This is a genomic window from Lancefieldella sp. Marseille-Q7238, from assembly GCF_949152215.1.
Lineage (GTDB): Bacteria > Actinomycetota > Coriobacteriia > Coriobacteriales > Atopobiaceae > Lancefieldella.
Window position 1 is genome coordinate 115,295 of sequence record NZ_OX424407.1, and the last position, 15,360, is coordinate 130,654.

Here is a 15,360-nt window from a genome sequence, read left to right on the forward strand (position 1 = left end):
GTGATAAAATGGCTGATTTGCAAGATGATGTCGTCCTCTCCATTAAGGGCATGAGCAAATCCTTCGGCCGCAACCGCGTGCTTGATCATATTGATCTTGAAGTGCGTCGGGGTACGGTCATGGGTCTTATGGGCGAGAATGGCGCGGGCAAGTCCACCATGATGAAGTGCCTGTTTGGCACCTATCAAAAAGATGAAGGTCAAATATTTCTCGATGGCAGAGAAGTCAGCTTTTCCGGACCTAAGGACGCGCTTGAAAATGGCGTCGCTATGGTTCACCAAGAGCTTAATCAATGTCTTGAGCGCAATGTCATTGACAATCTCTTCTTAGGCCGCTATCCAGTCAATGCCATGGGTGTCATTGATGAAGGACGCATGAAAAAAGAGGCGAACGAACTCTTTCGCCGTTTAGGCATGACTGTCAATCTGACGCAGCCGATGAAGAAAATGTCCGTTTCTCAGCGTCAGATGGTTGAGATTGCGAAAGCGATTTCGTATAACGCAAAAATCATCGTGCTTGATGAGCCTACATCTTCGCTTATGGCTCAGGAAGTCGACAAGCTCTTCTCGATGATTCGCATGCTGAAAGAACAGGGAATTTCCCTGGTTTATATTTCCCATAAGATGGATGAGATTTTTGATATCTGCGATGACGTCTCGGTGCTGCGTGACGGCAAATTGGTGATGACCAAAGCCGCCAAAGAGACCAGTATGAATGAGCTTATCGCTGCGATGGTAGGCCGTTCGCTTGAAAATCGATTCCCCAATGTCGACAACAATCCGGGTGATACGTATCTTTCGATACAGCACCTGTCAACAAAGTATGCGCCGTATCTGCAAGATGTAACGTTTGAGGTTAAAAAAGGCGAGATATTCGGCCTTTACGGTTTGGTTGGCGCAGGCCGCACTGAGCTTCTGGAAACTATTTTTGGCGTGCGGACGCGGGCGGCCGGTCGTGTCTACGTCAACGGTCATCTTATGAATTTCTCGAGCGCTGCTGAGGCTATGGATCACGGCTTTGCCATGATTACCGAAGAGCGTAAAGCCAACGGTCTTTTCTTGAAAGGCGATCTTACCTTTAACACTACTATTGCCAACCTCAATCAATACAAGTCCGGACCCATGCTTTCCGACCCTAAGATGACCAAGGCGACAGTCAAAGAACTTAAGGTCATGAACACTAAGGCCATGGGTCCCGATGATTTGATTTCAAGTCTTTCCGGCGGCAATCAGCAAAAAGTTATTTTTGGCAAGTGGCTTGAGCGCTATCCCAAGGTATTTTTGATGGACGAGCCAACGCGAGGCATCGATGTCGGCGCTAAATACGAGATTTATGAGCTCATTATCGACATGGCAAAGAAGGGGACAACCATCATCGTGGTGTCTTCCGAGATGCCTGAGATTTTGGGCATTACCAACCGTATCGGCGTGATGTCCAACGGCCGCCTTTCGGGAATTGTGGACACAAAACATACCAACCAAGAAGAACTCCTGCGCCTCAGCGCAAAGTACCTGTAAAGAGAGGGTTGATACATATGCCAAACACAGGTGATTCTGTCCTGACAGCCGAGCAGGAGCTCAAGCTGCGCAAACCAATTGACGAGTATGTAGGCGCCATTCAAAAGCAAATCGATGAATTGCGCAAAGATGGAACCGACCAGGCTGTCCTCGCAATGAGCAACATTGAATCGATAAAGCGGGACAAGTCGATTACCGCCGATGAGCGCTCCTCCCAGATTGCCGAGCAGAAGGCTCTTCTCGATAAGGCGAAGAGGGTCGAAGCAACGCACAAAGGTGAGATTTCAAAACTGATCGCTGACGCGGAGAGCTATTTGAAGCAACACTTCTCGCCTGAATATCTTGAGCCTGTGAAAGCGAGCTGCAAAGCGGAGAAAGTTGCGGCAAAGCAGGAGTACGAGAAGCGCTTGGCGGAGCTTGAAGCCGAGCACACCCAGACGCTTTCCACGCTGAGCGATTCTCAGGAAATAAAGGACGAGAAATACGTCTATAAAAACCGTCAGTTTGACGCGAAAGTCACTTATGAGAAGGAACTGCAGCGCATCAAGGACCGGGCGCATGACGCGTTTGGGTATGAGTACCACTTGATTGACCAGCTGCGCATGTCGAAGTTTACGCCTCTTGAGACGCAGGCTCAGCGTTGGGAGAACTACAAGTATTCCTTTAATATGCGTTCATTTTTGCTGCAAAACGGCCTGTATATCGTTATTTTGCTGGTTTTTATCGGTTTGTGCATCGTGACGCCGGCCGTAAAAGGTACGCAGCTTTTGACCTATAACAACGTACTCAATATTCTTCAGCAGGCGTCGCCTCGCATGTTCTTGGCCCTCGGCGTCGCCGGCCTCATCCTACTTACCGGTACCGATCTTTCTATCGGTCGTATGGTGGGCATGGGTATGACGGCCTCGACCATCATCATGCACCAGGGTATCAATACCGGCGGCGTCTTCGGCCATATTTTCGATTTCACCGGCCTTCCCATTTCTGTGCGGGTTATATTCGCTTTGCTGACCTGTATCGTCCTGTGCACGATATTTACCTCCATTGCCGGCTTCTTTACGGCGAAGTTCAAGATTCACCCGTTTATTTCAACGATGGCAAACATGCTCATCATCTTTGGTATCGTGACCTACGCTACAAAAGGCGTTTCTTTCGGCGCTATCGAGGCGAGCATTCCGGCCGCGGTGATTCCGCGCGTAAACGGGTTTCCGACAATCATTTTGTGGGCGGTCGCTGCCATTGCGCTCGTGTGGTTCATTTGGAATAAAACTACCTTTGGCAAAAACCTCTATGCCGTCGGTGGTAATCCCGAAGCGGCAGCCGTTTCCGGCATCAATGTCTTCAAGGTTATGCTTGGTGCCTTTGTCATGGCTGGTATCCTGTATGGTTTCGGTTCGTGGCTTGAGTGCATGCGCATGGTTGGTTCCGGCTCCGCTGCCTACGGTCAGGGTTGGGATATGGACGCTATTGCCGCCTGCGTGGTCGGCGGCGTTTCCTTCACCGGCGGTATCGGCAAGATTTCGGGTGTCACAACGGGCGTTCTTATCTTTACCGCTCTGACGTACTCGCTGACCATCCTGGGCATCGATACCAATCTGCAGTTCGTGTTCTCTGGAGTTATCATTCTTGCTGCGGTTACCCTTGACTCTCTGAAGTATGTTCAGAAAAAGTAAGTAAACCGTTCGAGCGTAAACAGTCATACGTAAAAGGCAGGCCGTTTGAGGTCTGCCTTTTTTGTGTTGCCGAGAAGATCTGTTGAGAGATGAGAGAGTGGTAGAGAGCGATGAGAAGCGGTCAAGAAGCAGCGCTGAGAAGCTCTATAGAGCATCCAAAAAGCGGCGCTGTCCCTGACGACCCGCACTGTCCCATTTGAAAACGCCGGCGTCTTCTAGGACGTGAGCAAATACGGCACCGACCTCATCATGCAGCAGAGATTCAATGTCTGCGGAATTTTGCGCAATGGCAGCCCTGTGGCGGCGAAACACCTCAAGGGCCCATGCGGCATGGGAGAGTGTTTCGGGCTTTTCAAGGAGCTGGGCTTCAAGTGCCGCCTCGTTGCTGCATACTGCGGCATCGACAAGCGCTTTGCCAACCGCGTCAAGCTCAGGTACAAGGCGAGGCGGCAGGATGGCAAGACCCATGACTTCAATGAGCCCGATGTTTTCTTTTTTGATGTGATGGTATTCGGCATGAGGATGAAAAACACCCAGAGGATGCTCATCTGACGTGATATTGCACCGCAAAGCGAGATACGCCTCGTACACGTCGTTCACACGGCGTACCACAGGGGTCACGGTATTGTGAGGAGTTCCGTCTTTGGAGCGCGCAACGACCCCGACAGACTCATCGGAGTACGTTTTCCACACCGCGATGACATGGCAGGCGGCCTCAAGAAGCGCTTCTCGGTTGGAAGAAGTCAAGCGAATCACCGAGAGGGGCCATGTGAGAACGGCGCCTTTGACATCAGGATAGGAGGGAAGCGCAAACGTCTCTGAAACGGCCGCTTTTATCATAGGGAACTCATGCGCGCCGCCCTGGAAGTGATCGTGGCTGAGAATCGATCCGCCTACGATGGGCAAATCGGCATTTGAGCCGATAAAGTAGTGAGGCAGGTAGTCAACGAAGTCAAAAAGACAGGTGAGCGCGGAGCGGTCGATGTGCATTGGACGGTGATGAGCGCTCATAGTAATGCAGTGCTCGTTAAAGTACGCATAGGGGCTGTATTGAAATCCCCAGCGCTCGCCGGCAAGCTCAAGAGGAATGATGCGCAAGTTCTGCCGAGCGGGATGGGCCCCGAGGGGAGAAGAGGCGCTTCGTCCCGCGTACCCTTCATTTTCAATACAAAGTTGACATGCAGGATACTTCTTTTCCAGAGATAGTTCAGCTCCTGCGGCGGCTATCTCACGGGGATCTTTTTCAGGCTTTGAAAGGTTAATGGTTATTTCAAGATCGCCCCATGTTGTTGAGGCGCTCCATTGGATATTTCGCGCGATAGCTTGGCGGCGGACGTATCCCGCATTACAGCTGAGCTGGTAAAAATAATCGGTAGCGACTTTTGGCGACTCTTCCGCATGGAGCGCCTTGAACGTGTAGGAGACCTCGGAAGGCTTAGGCATCAGCGTGCCCATGATGCGCATGGAGATGCGGTCGCGGCCGGAAAGCGTGTTCTCTTCTTTTCCGCGTCCGATGGCTTTTTCGGCGAGAAGCCCCAGAATACCTTCGAGGTCAAATTCGCTTGCAGCAACTCCGGTGCCAGCAAACGCCTGCTGCTCGTCTGTGATTTCATCAACAAATTTGTCAATGGACGGCGCCTCGGCGTGCGCCCACCCTTCATCAGGCGCGATATTCTCGGCTCCAATAAGGTCGAGCACAAAGTTATAGCTCCATATGCGGTCGTCCCAGCCGATAAGGTCGGTGGATACTGCGTAATCTATCAAGCTCTGGATAGCCTGCGCCGTACTTATAGCCATTGTGCGTATGCTCCTTCTTCAGAGATGGTGTATTGCTGGCAGGCCTGCTCGCCAAACCAGCCGTTCATCTCCTTGACAAAGGTCTCAACGATATCGAGAGGAACAAAGCACTGGATTGATCCGCCAAAGCCGCCACCGTGAATACGAAGGGCGCCGCGGCCATCAAGTATGTGCTCAGCAAGGCCGAGAGCCAACATTGCCGGCTGGAAGCTGCCTGCGGTTGAAACATTTTGCAGATACATCGCGGAGCTTGCGCCGGAAGCGCGGGTGAGAGCAAGGAACGTGTCGATGGTGCCGTGTTGCAGCGCGTTCCAGCGTTTGTCGACAAGATCGTTTTCGTACCAGTAATGAATGGCGCGCAGCAACGCGCGGTCTCCGAGTTTCTCGCGGAGCTCGGTGACGCGAGCGTTGAAGTCCTTTGGGCTTACCTCACACAAGCGGTCTTTGCCAAATTCAGCAGCGACCTGCTGCATCTCAACGGGAACCGCAGCGTATTCGTCCGTAAAGCGGACATGATCAGATCCCACATCGACAAGGCAGAGCGCATAGCCGAAATCTTCGAAGTTGCAATCGAGCTTGGCGGTCTTGGGCGCCGTGGGATCTTCGAAATCCATATAGGCAAGGCCACCCATGCAAACCGAGAGCTGATCCATAAGGCCGCTGGGCTTGCCGAAATATTCATTCTCAGAGAATTTGCACTTCAGCGCCAATTCAACAGGGGAGAGGCGAGGTCCTTTCCAAAGCGCCTCCATTGCGCGCCCCAGCGCTGCTTCGATGGCTGCGGAGGAAGAAAGACCGCCTCCGCCGGGCACAGTGCTTGTAAGGGCAATGTCGAAGCCTGCCGGTTCATAACCCGCCTCGACAAGACCTGCGAGCATGCCGCGGGTGATACCAATGGTTGAAAGGTGCTCGTCCGTGTTCTTTTTGAGGTCGTGGGCGTTAAGTTCAAAAGGCTCGTAGCCCTTGCTTGCTACACGAATCATATCGCTGCCGTTGGGAGCAGCGATACCGTTGATAGCGACATTGAGGGCGCCGGCAATGACGTGGCCGCCTTCATGGTCGGTATGGTTTCCTGCTATCTCAGATCTTCCGGGAGCATGGACTGCAAGGTACTTCTCGCGAGAGCCAAACTGCTCTGTGAAGAGGACTTGAGCTTCGTTGTGCTGGCTGCGTGTTGTTGGGGCGGTGCAATCTGTCATGATGCGTCCTTTTCAAAGAGAGATAAGAAGAAATAAGAGCCCGTGAGTAGATCCGTTTTGACTTATCGGGGAGTGATCCTATACACAATCTTTGAATGCCAGGGATGTTCTGGCTCGCAAATTGACTGGTCCCACTCCGGATGATGAATACAGTCAGGGTAGAATTCCGGCTCAAAGGCAAATCCGTCATTTGGCCTGTAGATGGCGCCCTCCTTGGCGTTTCTGTCGTTGAGCCAATTTCCCGTATAGAAATGCGCTCCCGGAGCAGTAAGGGCAATTTCAAGCCGCGCTTTAGCGCCGGTCGCTGCAAGCGCGACGCGTGGCGCGGCCTCGCTTCTGTATCCGTCGATGCAGAAACAGTGATCATAGCCGTGAGCAATGTGCAGCTGTTCGTTGTCGGCGTCGATATCTGCTCCGATGAGTTTTTCTGAGCGAAAATCAAACGGACCGCCGGCAACGGGCGCGCGCAGACCTTGAGATACGCAGTCTGCGCGGAGCGGCAGGTAATTCTTTGCGTTGATGCGCACGGCGTGGTTGCGAACGGTACCCGAATTGTGGCCTGACAAGTTGAAGTACATGTGGTTAGTCATATTGACAAAGGTTGGCTGATCAGAGACGCATTCCTGAGAAAGAAGCAGCTCGGTGCCGGTTGTGGTTGAGACAAGCGCATAGCAGACGGTAAAGCGACGCGCTCCGGGAAGTCCAAACTCACCATCGGGGACAGAAAGCGTGAAAACGACAGCGTTCTTCTCGTCATCCGGAGCGGCGTGCCAGAGACGCTTATGCAAGCCGCGGGCAAGATCGGTATGGAGATTGTTCTGTTTGGAGGGACCGTCGTTTTTAGGAAGATGGTAGAGAGTTCCGTGAAGGGGAACCTCCGCCTTATCGATGCGATTTGCCGAAGGGCCGATGGTCGCGCCATGGCAGGCGGGATTGTCAAAGTAGTCCTCAAGTTTGTCGAAGCCCAAGACGATATCGTGTTGTTTGTTATCGCTGCCAACTACCTTGAGCGATTGGACCGCGGCGCCAAAGTCAGTCAGGGTCAGCTGTACCGGTCCTGCCGAGAGGGTATAGGTAGATGCAGGTAAACCTTTGGGCGTGACTCCAAATGATGTACGAGAAATCATGGCGCCTCCAAAGTTAGGTTTCCAAAGTCAGCTGTGTTTCGATATCTTTAGTATACTGATGATGTTAACGTACTCAATACCTTTTCGGGAGAAGCGGTATTCTTTTCGAGCGGTGGTCCAATTCCGGCGACAAACGGTCGGAACAAAGCAGCAAACGGTCGTTAACAAGATGATTTACCTTGTCTTTTTGAGATCGTATCTCGCCTTGCTATTATGGGTTCGTTACCATTTGGAGGTGTTCGAGTTATGCCACGGCAGCAACATAACGCGAAACGCACCGCGCGTGTTCCGCGTCCCGTGTCAATGGCTGATGTCGCGCGTGAGGCGGGCGTTTCGCAGCAAACCGTTTCCCGGGTCGCAAACGATCTGCCAAACGTTAACGAGAACACACGCAATCGCGTGCAGGACGCTATGGTGCGGCTGGGGTTTCGTCCCAACTTCGCCGGACGGTCTCTCAGGAGAGGAACGTACAATTCGGTCGGACTGTGCCTCTATGATGTTCGTGAATTTGGTAACCTGGCAACACTCGATGGTATCCTTACGGCCGCCCGAGAGCATGGGTACGCTATTACCATGATAGAGAGCGTCGATGACAATCTTTCGCTATCCGACGTTTCTCAGCGCATTACAGAACTTCCCGTGGACGGCATGATTATCAGCATGAGTCTCATGGCGTCTGACTTCGCGTCCTTTGAACCTCAGCCGGCTATGGGAACCGTTCTGTTGAGTATGTATGAGCACCCACTTTGCACGACGGTAGACTCAGATCAGTATGGCTGCTCAACGACGGTGGTTGACCATTTCTTCGAAGCGGGCCACACAAATATCCGCTTTGTCGCGGGCCCTTCCTATTCAATCGATTCAAACTTCCGACAAAAGGGTTGGCGAGAAGCACTTGAGCGTCTCGGCCTTCCCATCGTCGAACCTTTGGCAGGGGATTGGACGGCGGACAGTGGCTATGAGATTGGCTGCAAGCTTGCTGAAGACACTGAGGCGACGGCTATCTACTCAGCAAACGATCAAATGGCGCTCGGTATCATTACCGCCTTGCGCGACAAGGGAATTCGTGTTCCTGAAGATATAAGCGTTATCGGCGTGGATGATTCGCTTGAAGGCTATCTGCCGCACTGCAACCTCACTACTGTCCGTTTTAATCTGCTTGAACGCGGACGCATGGCCTTTGAACACGCGCTGAGAGGTCGCACAGCCGACTTCGTTCCTGAAGCCGTTCGCATCCCAGGCAAACTCATCATAAGGGATACGGTACGAGATCTGCATTAGCTTCTCTTTTGGCTCATGGGCTATACTCGTAACGATAGTGTGCAAATGAGAGTGGGAGCGTGATGGCTGATTCGCATAAACCAGAGCTGGCGTGGACGGTTCAGGTTTCTTTGAATACCCATGAGGTCCATGTCGGTGAGGATGTTATAGCTACCCCTTGTATTACGGGCGCGGATGCAGCGGGTTTTCGATTCAACTACGTCTGGTCCAAAGATGATTGCTGGGAAGATGGATGGTGGGATACGACTGAGCACCAGTTCGGTGGTTCTATTACCGATACAAGCTGGACGTATACCTTTGATGATCCCGGTCGCTATCACCTCTATATCGATGCCTTTGACCCCAAGGGTAATCCGCAGACGGTTACGGCCTGGGTGGTCGTTGCCGGTGAGAATGACTTTATGCGACCCTCTCTTCCGTCTCCAGAGGCTGAGACGGTCGTAAAGGTCGACCATGTGCAAGAGATTTTCAATATAGCTTCAGAGCAGTACAGCTCGCTTAAAGAATATGTCATTGCGCTTACGCGCCACGAACTCAATTTCAAAGAATTCCGCGCGCTTGATGACATTTCTTTTGAGGTCAAACGTGGTGAGGCGTTTGGTCTTGTAGGAACAAATGGTTCAGGCAAGTCAACCATGCTGAAGATTATTGCGGGCGTTCTTGAGCCAACCTCCGGTACCTGTGAGGTCACAGGCACCATTGCGCCGCTTATAGAGTTAGGCGCCGGTTTTGATATGGAGCTTACGGCAAAGGAGAATATCTATCTCAACGGAGCTCTTCTCGGCTATAAAAAAGAGTTTATCGATGAGCATTTCAACGATATTGTGGAGTTTGCCGAGCTTGAAGGCTTTATGGAAATGCCGCTGAAGAACTACTCTTCGGGTATGGTAGCAAGGATTGCCTTTGCCATTGCCACGGTTACAGAGCCTGATCTCTTGATTGTTGATGAGACGCTCTCGGTAGGGGACTTTTTGTTCCAGCAAAAATGTGAGAAGCGAATCAAGGATCTCATTTCCTCCAACAACGTCACCGTTCTTCTCGTCAGCCATTCAATCGACTTGGTGCAGCGAATCTGTGACAGGGCGATTTGGATTGAAAAGGGTACTCAGCGCATGCTTGGACCTGTGGATGAGGTGTGCGAGGCATATGAACATCTGCAACGCTGAGGTTTCTCAGTGATTTGCTACGTTTCCGTGCTATACTCCTGTTGTCTTTAAACGTGGTACGAGATACCCGAAAGCAAAAGAACTCCATACACTTTCTTGGGATGTCTGTGCCGCGTGGCTGTCAGGCATCTTTTTTTAGGAGGGTATATGGAGCAACCGTTGCTCAAGGCTGTCATCATGGATGATGCGGCCCTCTCGCGCGCCATCACGCGCATCGCTCACGAGATTATTGAGCATAACGAGGGTACGAAAAACATTGCGCTTGTGGGCATTATCCGCCGCGGCGAGACAATTGCCGTGCGCCTTGCAGACGAGATCCAAAAAATTGAGGGTACACGTCCTCAGATTGGTTCTTTGGATATCAGCTTTTACCGCGATGACGTGCGCCGCAGCATCGCTCCGGTGCTTCATGCGACCAACATTCCCTTTGAAATAAACGGCCGTGATATCGTGCTGGTAGATGACGTGCTCTATACCGGCCGCACCATTCGCGCCGCTCTTGATGCGTTGATGGATTATGGACGTCCTAAGACTGTTCAACTTGCGGTCATCGTGGACCGAGGCCATCGTGAGCTTCCTATTCGCGCCGACTATGTGGGGAAAAACGTCCCGTCCTCCCATGAGGAGATTGTCCGCGTTGAGGTGGAGCCGATTGATACGGTAAATGGCGTGAGCGTGTGGGACGCGCGCCATGAACATGCTATTGAGGGGAGCGCAGAGTAAATGCTGTCAGTAAAGCACCTGATTGACACGAACAGCCTGACTGCCGATGACATCACTCAGATTCTTGATACGGCGAAGGCTTTCGAGGCTGTCAACAACCGCGACATTAAAAAAGTCCCTGCGCTTCGTGGGCGGACTATCGTCAACCTCTTCCTCGAGCCTTCAACGCGTACTCGCTCCTCATTCGAACTTGCCGAGAAGCGTCTCTCCGCCGACAGCCTCAACATGGGTGGCTCAACTTCGTCTGTAGTAAAGGGCGAAAGTCTTGCCGACACCATCCAGACAATCGACGCTATGAACGTAGATATGTTTGTTTGCCGCGCGAAGCTCGCCGGTACTCCTCAGCGCATTACGGAAAATACGGACGCCATTGTTATTAACGCGGGAGACGGCAAGCACCAGCATCCTACGCAGGCCATGCTTGATTTGTATACCATCCGCGAGAATTTTGGTCATCTTGACGGCCTTAAGGTAGCTATCGTAGGCGACCTGTCTCACAGCCGCGTGGCGGGCTCTCTTGCTCCCGCGCTTAAAACTATGGGCGCTGACGTGACGCTTGTAGGTCCTCCTACGTTTCAGGTGGATGACCCCGATTGGTTCGGCTGCCCGCAGACCGCCGATCTTGATGAGGTCATTCCCGAGATGGACGTCGTGTATATGCTTCGCGTGCAGCTCGAGCGCATGGAAGGAGCTGCTATTCCTTCTCGCCGTGAATACAACCGCCTCTTCGGCCTTGACGAGCGCCGGGCAAACCTCATGAAGCCTGAGGCAATCGTCTGCCATCCAGGTCCTATGAACCGTGGTATGGAAATCAATACCGAAGTCGCCGATTCGGCGCGCGCCCGCATTCTTGACCAGGTCAATGCAGGCGTTTTGACTCGTATGGCCGCAATGTACCTACTGCTTGGAGGAGAATCTGATGGCCTATCTGCTTAAAGCCGCTCATGTAATCGACCCGCAGCTCAATCTTGACGATGTCATGGACGTTTTGGTTGACGGCGAGAAGATCGTTAAAGTTGGAAAAGACCTTGCCGCCTCAAAGGACGTGCACGTCATTGACGCGACAGGCAAGTATTTGGTGCCCGGTCTTGTTGATATGCATGTGCATTTCCGCGATCCTGGATTTGAATATAAAGAGACTATCGAGACGGGCTCTAGGGCGGCGGTCCACGGAGGCTTTACCGATGTCGCTACTATGCCGAATACCAATCCGGTCACGGATACGGGCGCGGAGATACGCTATCAGCTCGATCACGGTCGCGAGGCGGGCCTTGTGCACATCCGTCCTATCGGCGCTCTTACCAAAGAATCCAAGGGGGAGGCTTTGGCTGAGATTGGCGATATGGTTATGGAGGGCGCTTGCGCTTTTTCCGATGACGGTCATGGCGTGCAGAGCGCCGGCATGATGCGTACCTGCATGGAATATGTATCTCAATTTGATCGCGTGGTAGCTGCTCACTGCGAGATCGAATCTCTTTCCGCCAACGGCGTTATCAATGAAGGCAGAGCCAGCACCCGTCTGGGGATGTTTGGCTGGCCCGCGCTTGCCGAAGAGCTTGAGATCTCTCGCGATATTGAACTTTGCCGCCTGACGGGATGCGCTTTGCATATTTGTCACATATCTACAGCTCGCGGAGTCGATTTGGTGCGCCAGGCGAAGGCGGAGGGCTTGCCGGTCACCGCGGAGGTCTGTCCTCATCATCTTTTCCTGAACGAGGAAGACATTACCAATACGTATAACACCAACCTGAAGATGAACCCGCCGCTCAGAAAGGCCTCGGACGCCCAAGCGCTTCAGGAGGCGGTTATCGACGGCACAATTGACTGCATCGTGACCGACCACGCCCCGCACGCCGCACATGAAAAAGATACCGAGTGGGAGATTGCCTATTTTGGCATCATCGGTCTTGAGACTTCGCTGCCGCTCATGCTGAGTCGCATGGTAGAGCCCGGAAAACTTTCCTGGGAGCGTCTCGTGGAACGTATGGCTGTCAATCCGCGTCGTATTCTTCGTCTTGAGCCGGTGCGCATTGAAGCGGGCGGTAAGGCGGATCTGACGCTTATCGACCCCAATCGTGAAATTGAAGTGACTGAGGCGTATTTTGAGAGCAAATCAAAGAACTCAGCCTTTATAGGCGAGAAGCTTCGCGGCGTTGCTACCGACGTATTTGTGAGTGGTCATCGCACGCTTGTGGAAGGCGTTGTCACTCCCGGAGGGGAAAGCCGATGACGCTTCGGGGAAACGCCAAGCTGTTTAACTTCACGATTCTCTCAAACGAGCCGGTGGCAAAGGACACGTACCAGGCAGTGCTTTCAGTCCCGGGACTTGCCGGGACTTTGAAGGCGGGTCAGTTTGTCAACGTCAACGTTCCGGGAGACAAGACCCACATTCTTCGTATTCCTCTGTCCTTCTCGCGCATTGATAACGCCGCCGGCACGCTTGAGCTTATCTATGCAACGGTAGGCGAGGGTACAAGGCGCCTCTCCGAGATGCAGCCCGGTGAAACGAGCGATTTTGTAGCTCCCTGTGGCAGGCCCTGGCGCGTAGATGCCGGCTCAAAGCGAGCTGTGCTTGTCTCGGGAGGCGTGGGTATTACACCGCTCATAGCGCTGGCACAGGTTCTTGCCGAGAAGAACATTGAATTTGACGCCTGTATAGGCGCGCAGACTGCTGAGCGTCTCTATGGCAAGAAGCGACTCCTTGCCTGCGGCGCAGGCCAGGTCTTTGAGACAACCGATGACGGCTCGCGTGGCACCAAAGGCTTTGTGACTGACGCTCTTGCTGAACTTCTCGCGCAAGGAGTGTGGGACGTTGTATACACCTGTGGACCGGAGCCTATGATGCGAGGTGTTGCACGTTTAGCAGAGACTCAAAGCGTCTCGTGCCAGGTTTCTCTGGAGCGCATGATGAGTTGCGCATTTGGAGCCTGCAATACCTGCAACGTTGCGCTCGCGCGCGGAGGGTACGCGTCTGTCTGTATGGACGGACCTGTTTTTGATGCACGGGAGGTGGCATGGTGAGCGCTATAGCTATGGCCGTTGACCTTGGCGGCATTGCCATGAAAAACCCGGTCAATACCGCGGCTGGCACCTTCGGATACGGCTGGCAGTTTGAAGGGTTTTATGATGTATCTCAGCTTGGCGCCATCACCATGAAAGGTGTTGCTCGCGTGCCATGGGATGGAAACCCCGCCCCTCGTATGTGTGAGCTTACCAGCGGCATGATGAATTCCGTTGGCCTCGCAAATCCCGGCATCGACGCTTTTGTGGACCGGACAGGTTCGTATATGGACGAGCTTGAGGGACGCGGAACGCGCGTTATTATGCAGATGGCGGCTCACTCAGTCAAAGAAATGGTTGAGGTTGTTGAGCGTACAGAAGAGCTTGCTCCCCACATTTCGGGAATCGAGCTCAATGTCAGCTGTCCGAACCTGGCAAAAGGGGGAAGAGCTCTTGGAGCCACACCTCAGCAGGCCGCTGAGGTCATGCGCGCTGTCAGGCCCCTTACAAACCTTCCCATACTGGTCAAAATGGCTCCCGTGAATGTTGCCGAGATTGGCAAAGCGCTTGAGGCGGAGGGCGCGGATGGTCTTACGCTCATAAATTCCCTTTCGGGGATGTCCATTGATGTTCATACGCGCCGTAGTCGTCTGTCTAAGCCTACGGGCGGCATGAGCGGTCCTCTCTGCCATAACGTTGCCGTGCGCATGGTGTGGGAATGCGCGCAGGCGGTGCAGATTCCTCTTTGCGGCGTAGGCGGCATAGAGACTGGCGAAGATGCCGCTGAGTTCATTCTGGCAGGCGCTACGGCTGTTTCTGTAGGCTCTGCGAACCTGTATGACCCCATGAGTGCCCCTCGAATCCTTTCGGAGCTTACCGAGTGGGCTGAGTCTCAGGGCGTATCTGACATTGCTGAGTTGGTTGGAGCGTTTGAATGCTAAAAAATGATGCCTGCGCGCGCGACGCCATTATCGTCGCTCTTGACTGTGACCGTGAAAGAGCTCTGGAGCTCACCGACCTTCTCGCTGGCCATGCTACCTGGGTCAAGGTCGGCATGACGCTTTTTTATCGCTACGGGCCAAGTATTGTTACACAGATGAAAAACCGGGGTTTTAATGTTTTTCTTGACCTCAAAGTGCACGATATTCCGTTTCAGATTCATGGCGCCGCGTGTTCTGCGGCACTGTCTGGAGCCGATATCCTGTCCATTCACGCTCTTGGCGGTGCCTCGATGATTTCCGAAGGGCGAGCCGGCGCAGAGGAGGCTGTAAAACTGCTGGGTTTGGACGAAAGCAGGCGCACCAAGCTTGTTGCTATTTCAGTTCTTACGAGCATGAATGAAGAAAGCCTGCATTCCATTGGCGTTGCGGGAGGTGTTCCCGATGAAGTCGCGCGCCTCGCACGCCTTTCCTACGATGCGGGTGCCGATGGACTTGTGTGTTCACCGCAGGAGGCAAGCTCTATGCGTACACTTCTTGGTCCTGACGCTTTAATTATTACACCAGGCATTCGTCCTTTGGGCTGTGAGAAAGGCGATCAGCAGCGGGTAGCGACTCCCGCAGCGGCCCTTGATGCCGGCGCGTCAAAATTGGTCATTGGACGACCGATTACCGCTGCCGTCGATCCGCTTGCCATTTTTGAAGAAATTGTTGAGGAGCTTGCAAATTGAGTTTTGTGCAGTTTTCTACATAAATGGCTTCATTTCTTCACTATTTTAAATAAGTGCTGGTCGACTATTCTTTTTTTCAAGAAATCTGATTGAGTTTGCCGTGCAAATATGCAAAAATAGTGACGTTTTAAGGGAAAATGCTCTGTACCCCCTTGTAAAACCGCTGATGTTTGGCATACTAGTTCGTTGATTGTGCCTACGGCACGAA

Annotated in this window: 13 protein-coding genes; 10 read left to right on the forward strand and 3 right to left on the reverse strand. The window is 52.9% G+C overall.

All coding sequences use genetic code 11. The features are described 5' to 3' along the window. The first annotated feature begins 8 nt into the window (after nt 1–8). Both QM016_RS00490 and QM016_RS00495 read left to right on the forward strand, forming a co-directional pair. Nucleotides 9–1,517, forward strand: a complete 1,509-nt coding sequence (locus tag QM016_RS00490) for a sugar ABC transporter ATP-binding protein (protein ID WP_016477092.1) — start codon at nt 9–11, stop codon at nt 1,515–1,517. A 17-nt stretch (nt 1,518–1,534) separates the two neighbouring features. Further along, entirely contained in the window at nt 1,535–3,190 is a 1,656-nt protein-coding gene (locus tag QM016_RS00495) for a methyl-galactoside ABC transporter permease (RefSeq protein ID WP_016477091.1), read from the forward strand. Nucleotides 3,191–3,334: 144 nt separating this feature from the next. Here the strand turns inward: QM016_RS00495 and QM016_RS00500 are convergent, their stop codons facing one another. The 3 genes from QM016_RS00500 to QM016_RS00510 form a co-directional block, all read right to left on the reverse strand. Next, complete coding sequence (locus QM016_RS00500) at nt 3,335–4,987, reverse strand: UDP-glucose--hexose-1-phosphate uridylyltransferase (protein WP_016477090.1); 1,653 nt, start codon at nt 4,985–4,987, stop codon at nt 3,335–3,337. Next, entirely contained in the window at nt 4,978–6,186 is a 1,209-nt protein-coding gene (locus QM016_RS00505; protein ID WP_016477089.1) for a galactokinase family protein, read from the reverse strand. Before QM016_RS00505 ends, QM016_RS00500 begins: the two co-directional genes overlap by 10 nt. Before the next feature lie 62 nt (nt 6,187–6,248). Then, a complete protein-coding gene (locus QM016_RS00510) occupies nt 6,249–7,313 on the reverse strand; it encodes an aldose epimerase family protein (RefSeq protein ID WP_282709773.1) in 1,065 nt (354 codons plus the stop codon). A 246-nt stretch (nt 7,314–7,559) separates the two neighbouring features. Here QM016_RS00510 and QM016_RS00515 point away from each other — a divergent pair, with 246 nt between their 5' ends. The 8 genes from QM016_RS00515 to pyrF all read left to right on the forward strand — a co-directional run bounded on the left by QM016_RS00515 (nt 7,560) and on the right by pyrF (nt 15,152). Continuing rightward, a complete protein-coding gene (locus QM016_RS00515; protein WP_016477087.1) occupies nt 7,560–8,594 on the forward strand; it encodes a LacI family DNA-binding transcriptional regulator in 1,035 nt (344 codons plus the stop codon). 62 nt (nt 8,595–8,656) lie between these two features. Then, complete coding sequence (locus QM016_RS00520; protein ID WP_016477086.1) at nt 8,657–9,760, forward strand: ABC transporter ATP-binding protein; 1,104 nt, start codon at nt 8,657–8,659, stop codon at nt 9,758–9,760. A 147-nt stretch (nt 9,761–9,907) separates the two neighbouring features. Further along, nucleotides 9,908–10,483 (forward strand): bifunctional pyr operon transcriptional regulator/uracil phosphoribosyltransferase PyrR, encoded by a 576-nt coding sequence (gene pyrR, locus QM016_RS00525; protein ID WP_016477085.1) that lies wholly within the window; start codon nt 9,908–9,910, stop codon nt 10,481–10,483. Then, on the forward strand, nt 10,484–11,419 hold the full coding sequence (locus tag QM016_RS00530) for an aspartate carbamoyltransferase catalytic subunit (protein WP_016477084.1): 936 nt from the start codon (nt 10,484–10,486) through the stop codon (nt 11,417–11,419). Next, a complete protein-coding gene (locus QM016_RS00535; protein WP_282709774.1) occupies nt 11,403–12,713 on the forward strand; it encodes a dihydroorotase in 1,311 nt (436 codons plus the stop codon). Before QM016_RS00530 ends, QM016_RS00535 begins: the two co-directional genes overlap by 17 nt. After that, nucleotides 12,710–13,504 carry a dihydroorotate dehydrogenase electron transfer subunit gene (locus QM016_RS00540; RefSeq protein WP_282709775.1) on the forward strand — a complete coding sequence of 265 codons (795 nt, stop codon included), beginning with the start codon at nt 12,710–12,712 and terminating at the stop codon, nt 13,502–13,504. The genes QM016_RS00535 and QM016_RS00540 overlap by 4 nt, the downstream gene beginning before the upstream one ends. Continuing rightward, nucleotides 13,498–14,424 (forward strand): dihydroorotate dehydrogenase, encoded by a 927-nt coding sequence (locus tag QM016_RS00545; RefSeq protein WP_282709776.1) that lies wholly within the window; start codon nt 13,498–13,500, stop codon nt 14,422–14,424. The genes QM016_RS00540 and QM016_RS00545 overlap by 7 nt, the downstream gene beginning before the upstream one ends. Beyond that, a complete protein-coding gene (gene pyrF / locus QM016_RS00550) occupies nt 14,418–15,152 on the forward strand; it encodes an orotidine-5'-phosphate decarboxylase (protein ID WP_016477080.1) in 735 nt (244 codons plus the stop codon). The genes QM016_RS00545 and pyrF overlap by 7 nt, the downstream gene beginning before the upstream one ends. Nucleotides 15,153–15,360: the final 208 nt, after the last annotated feature.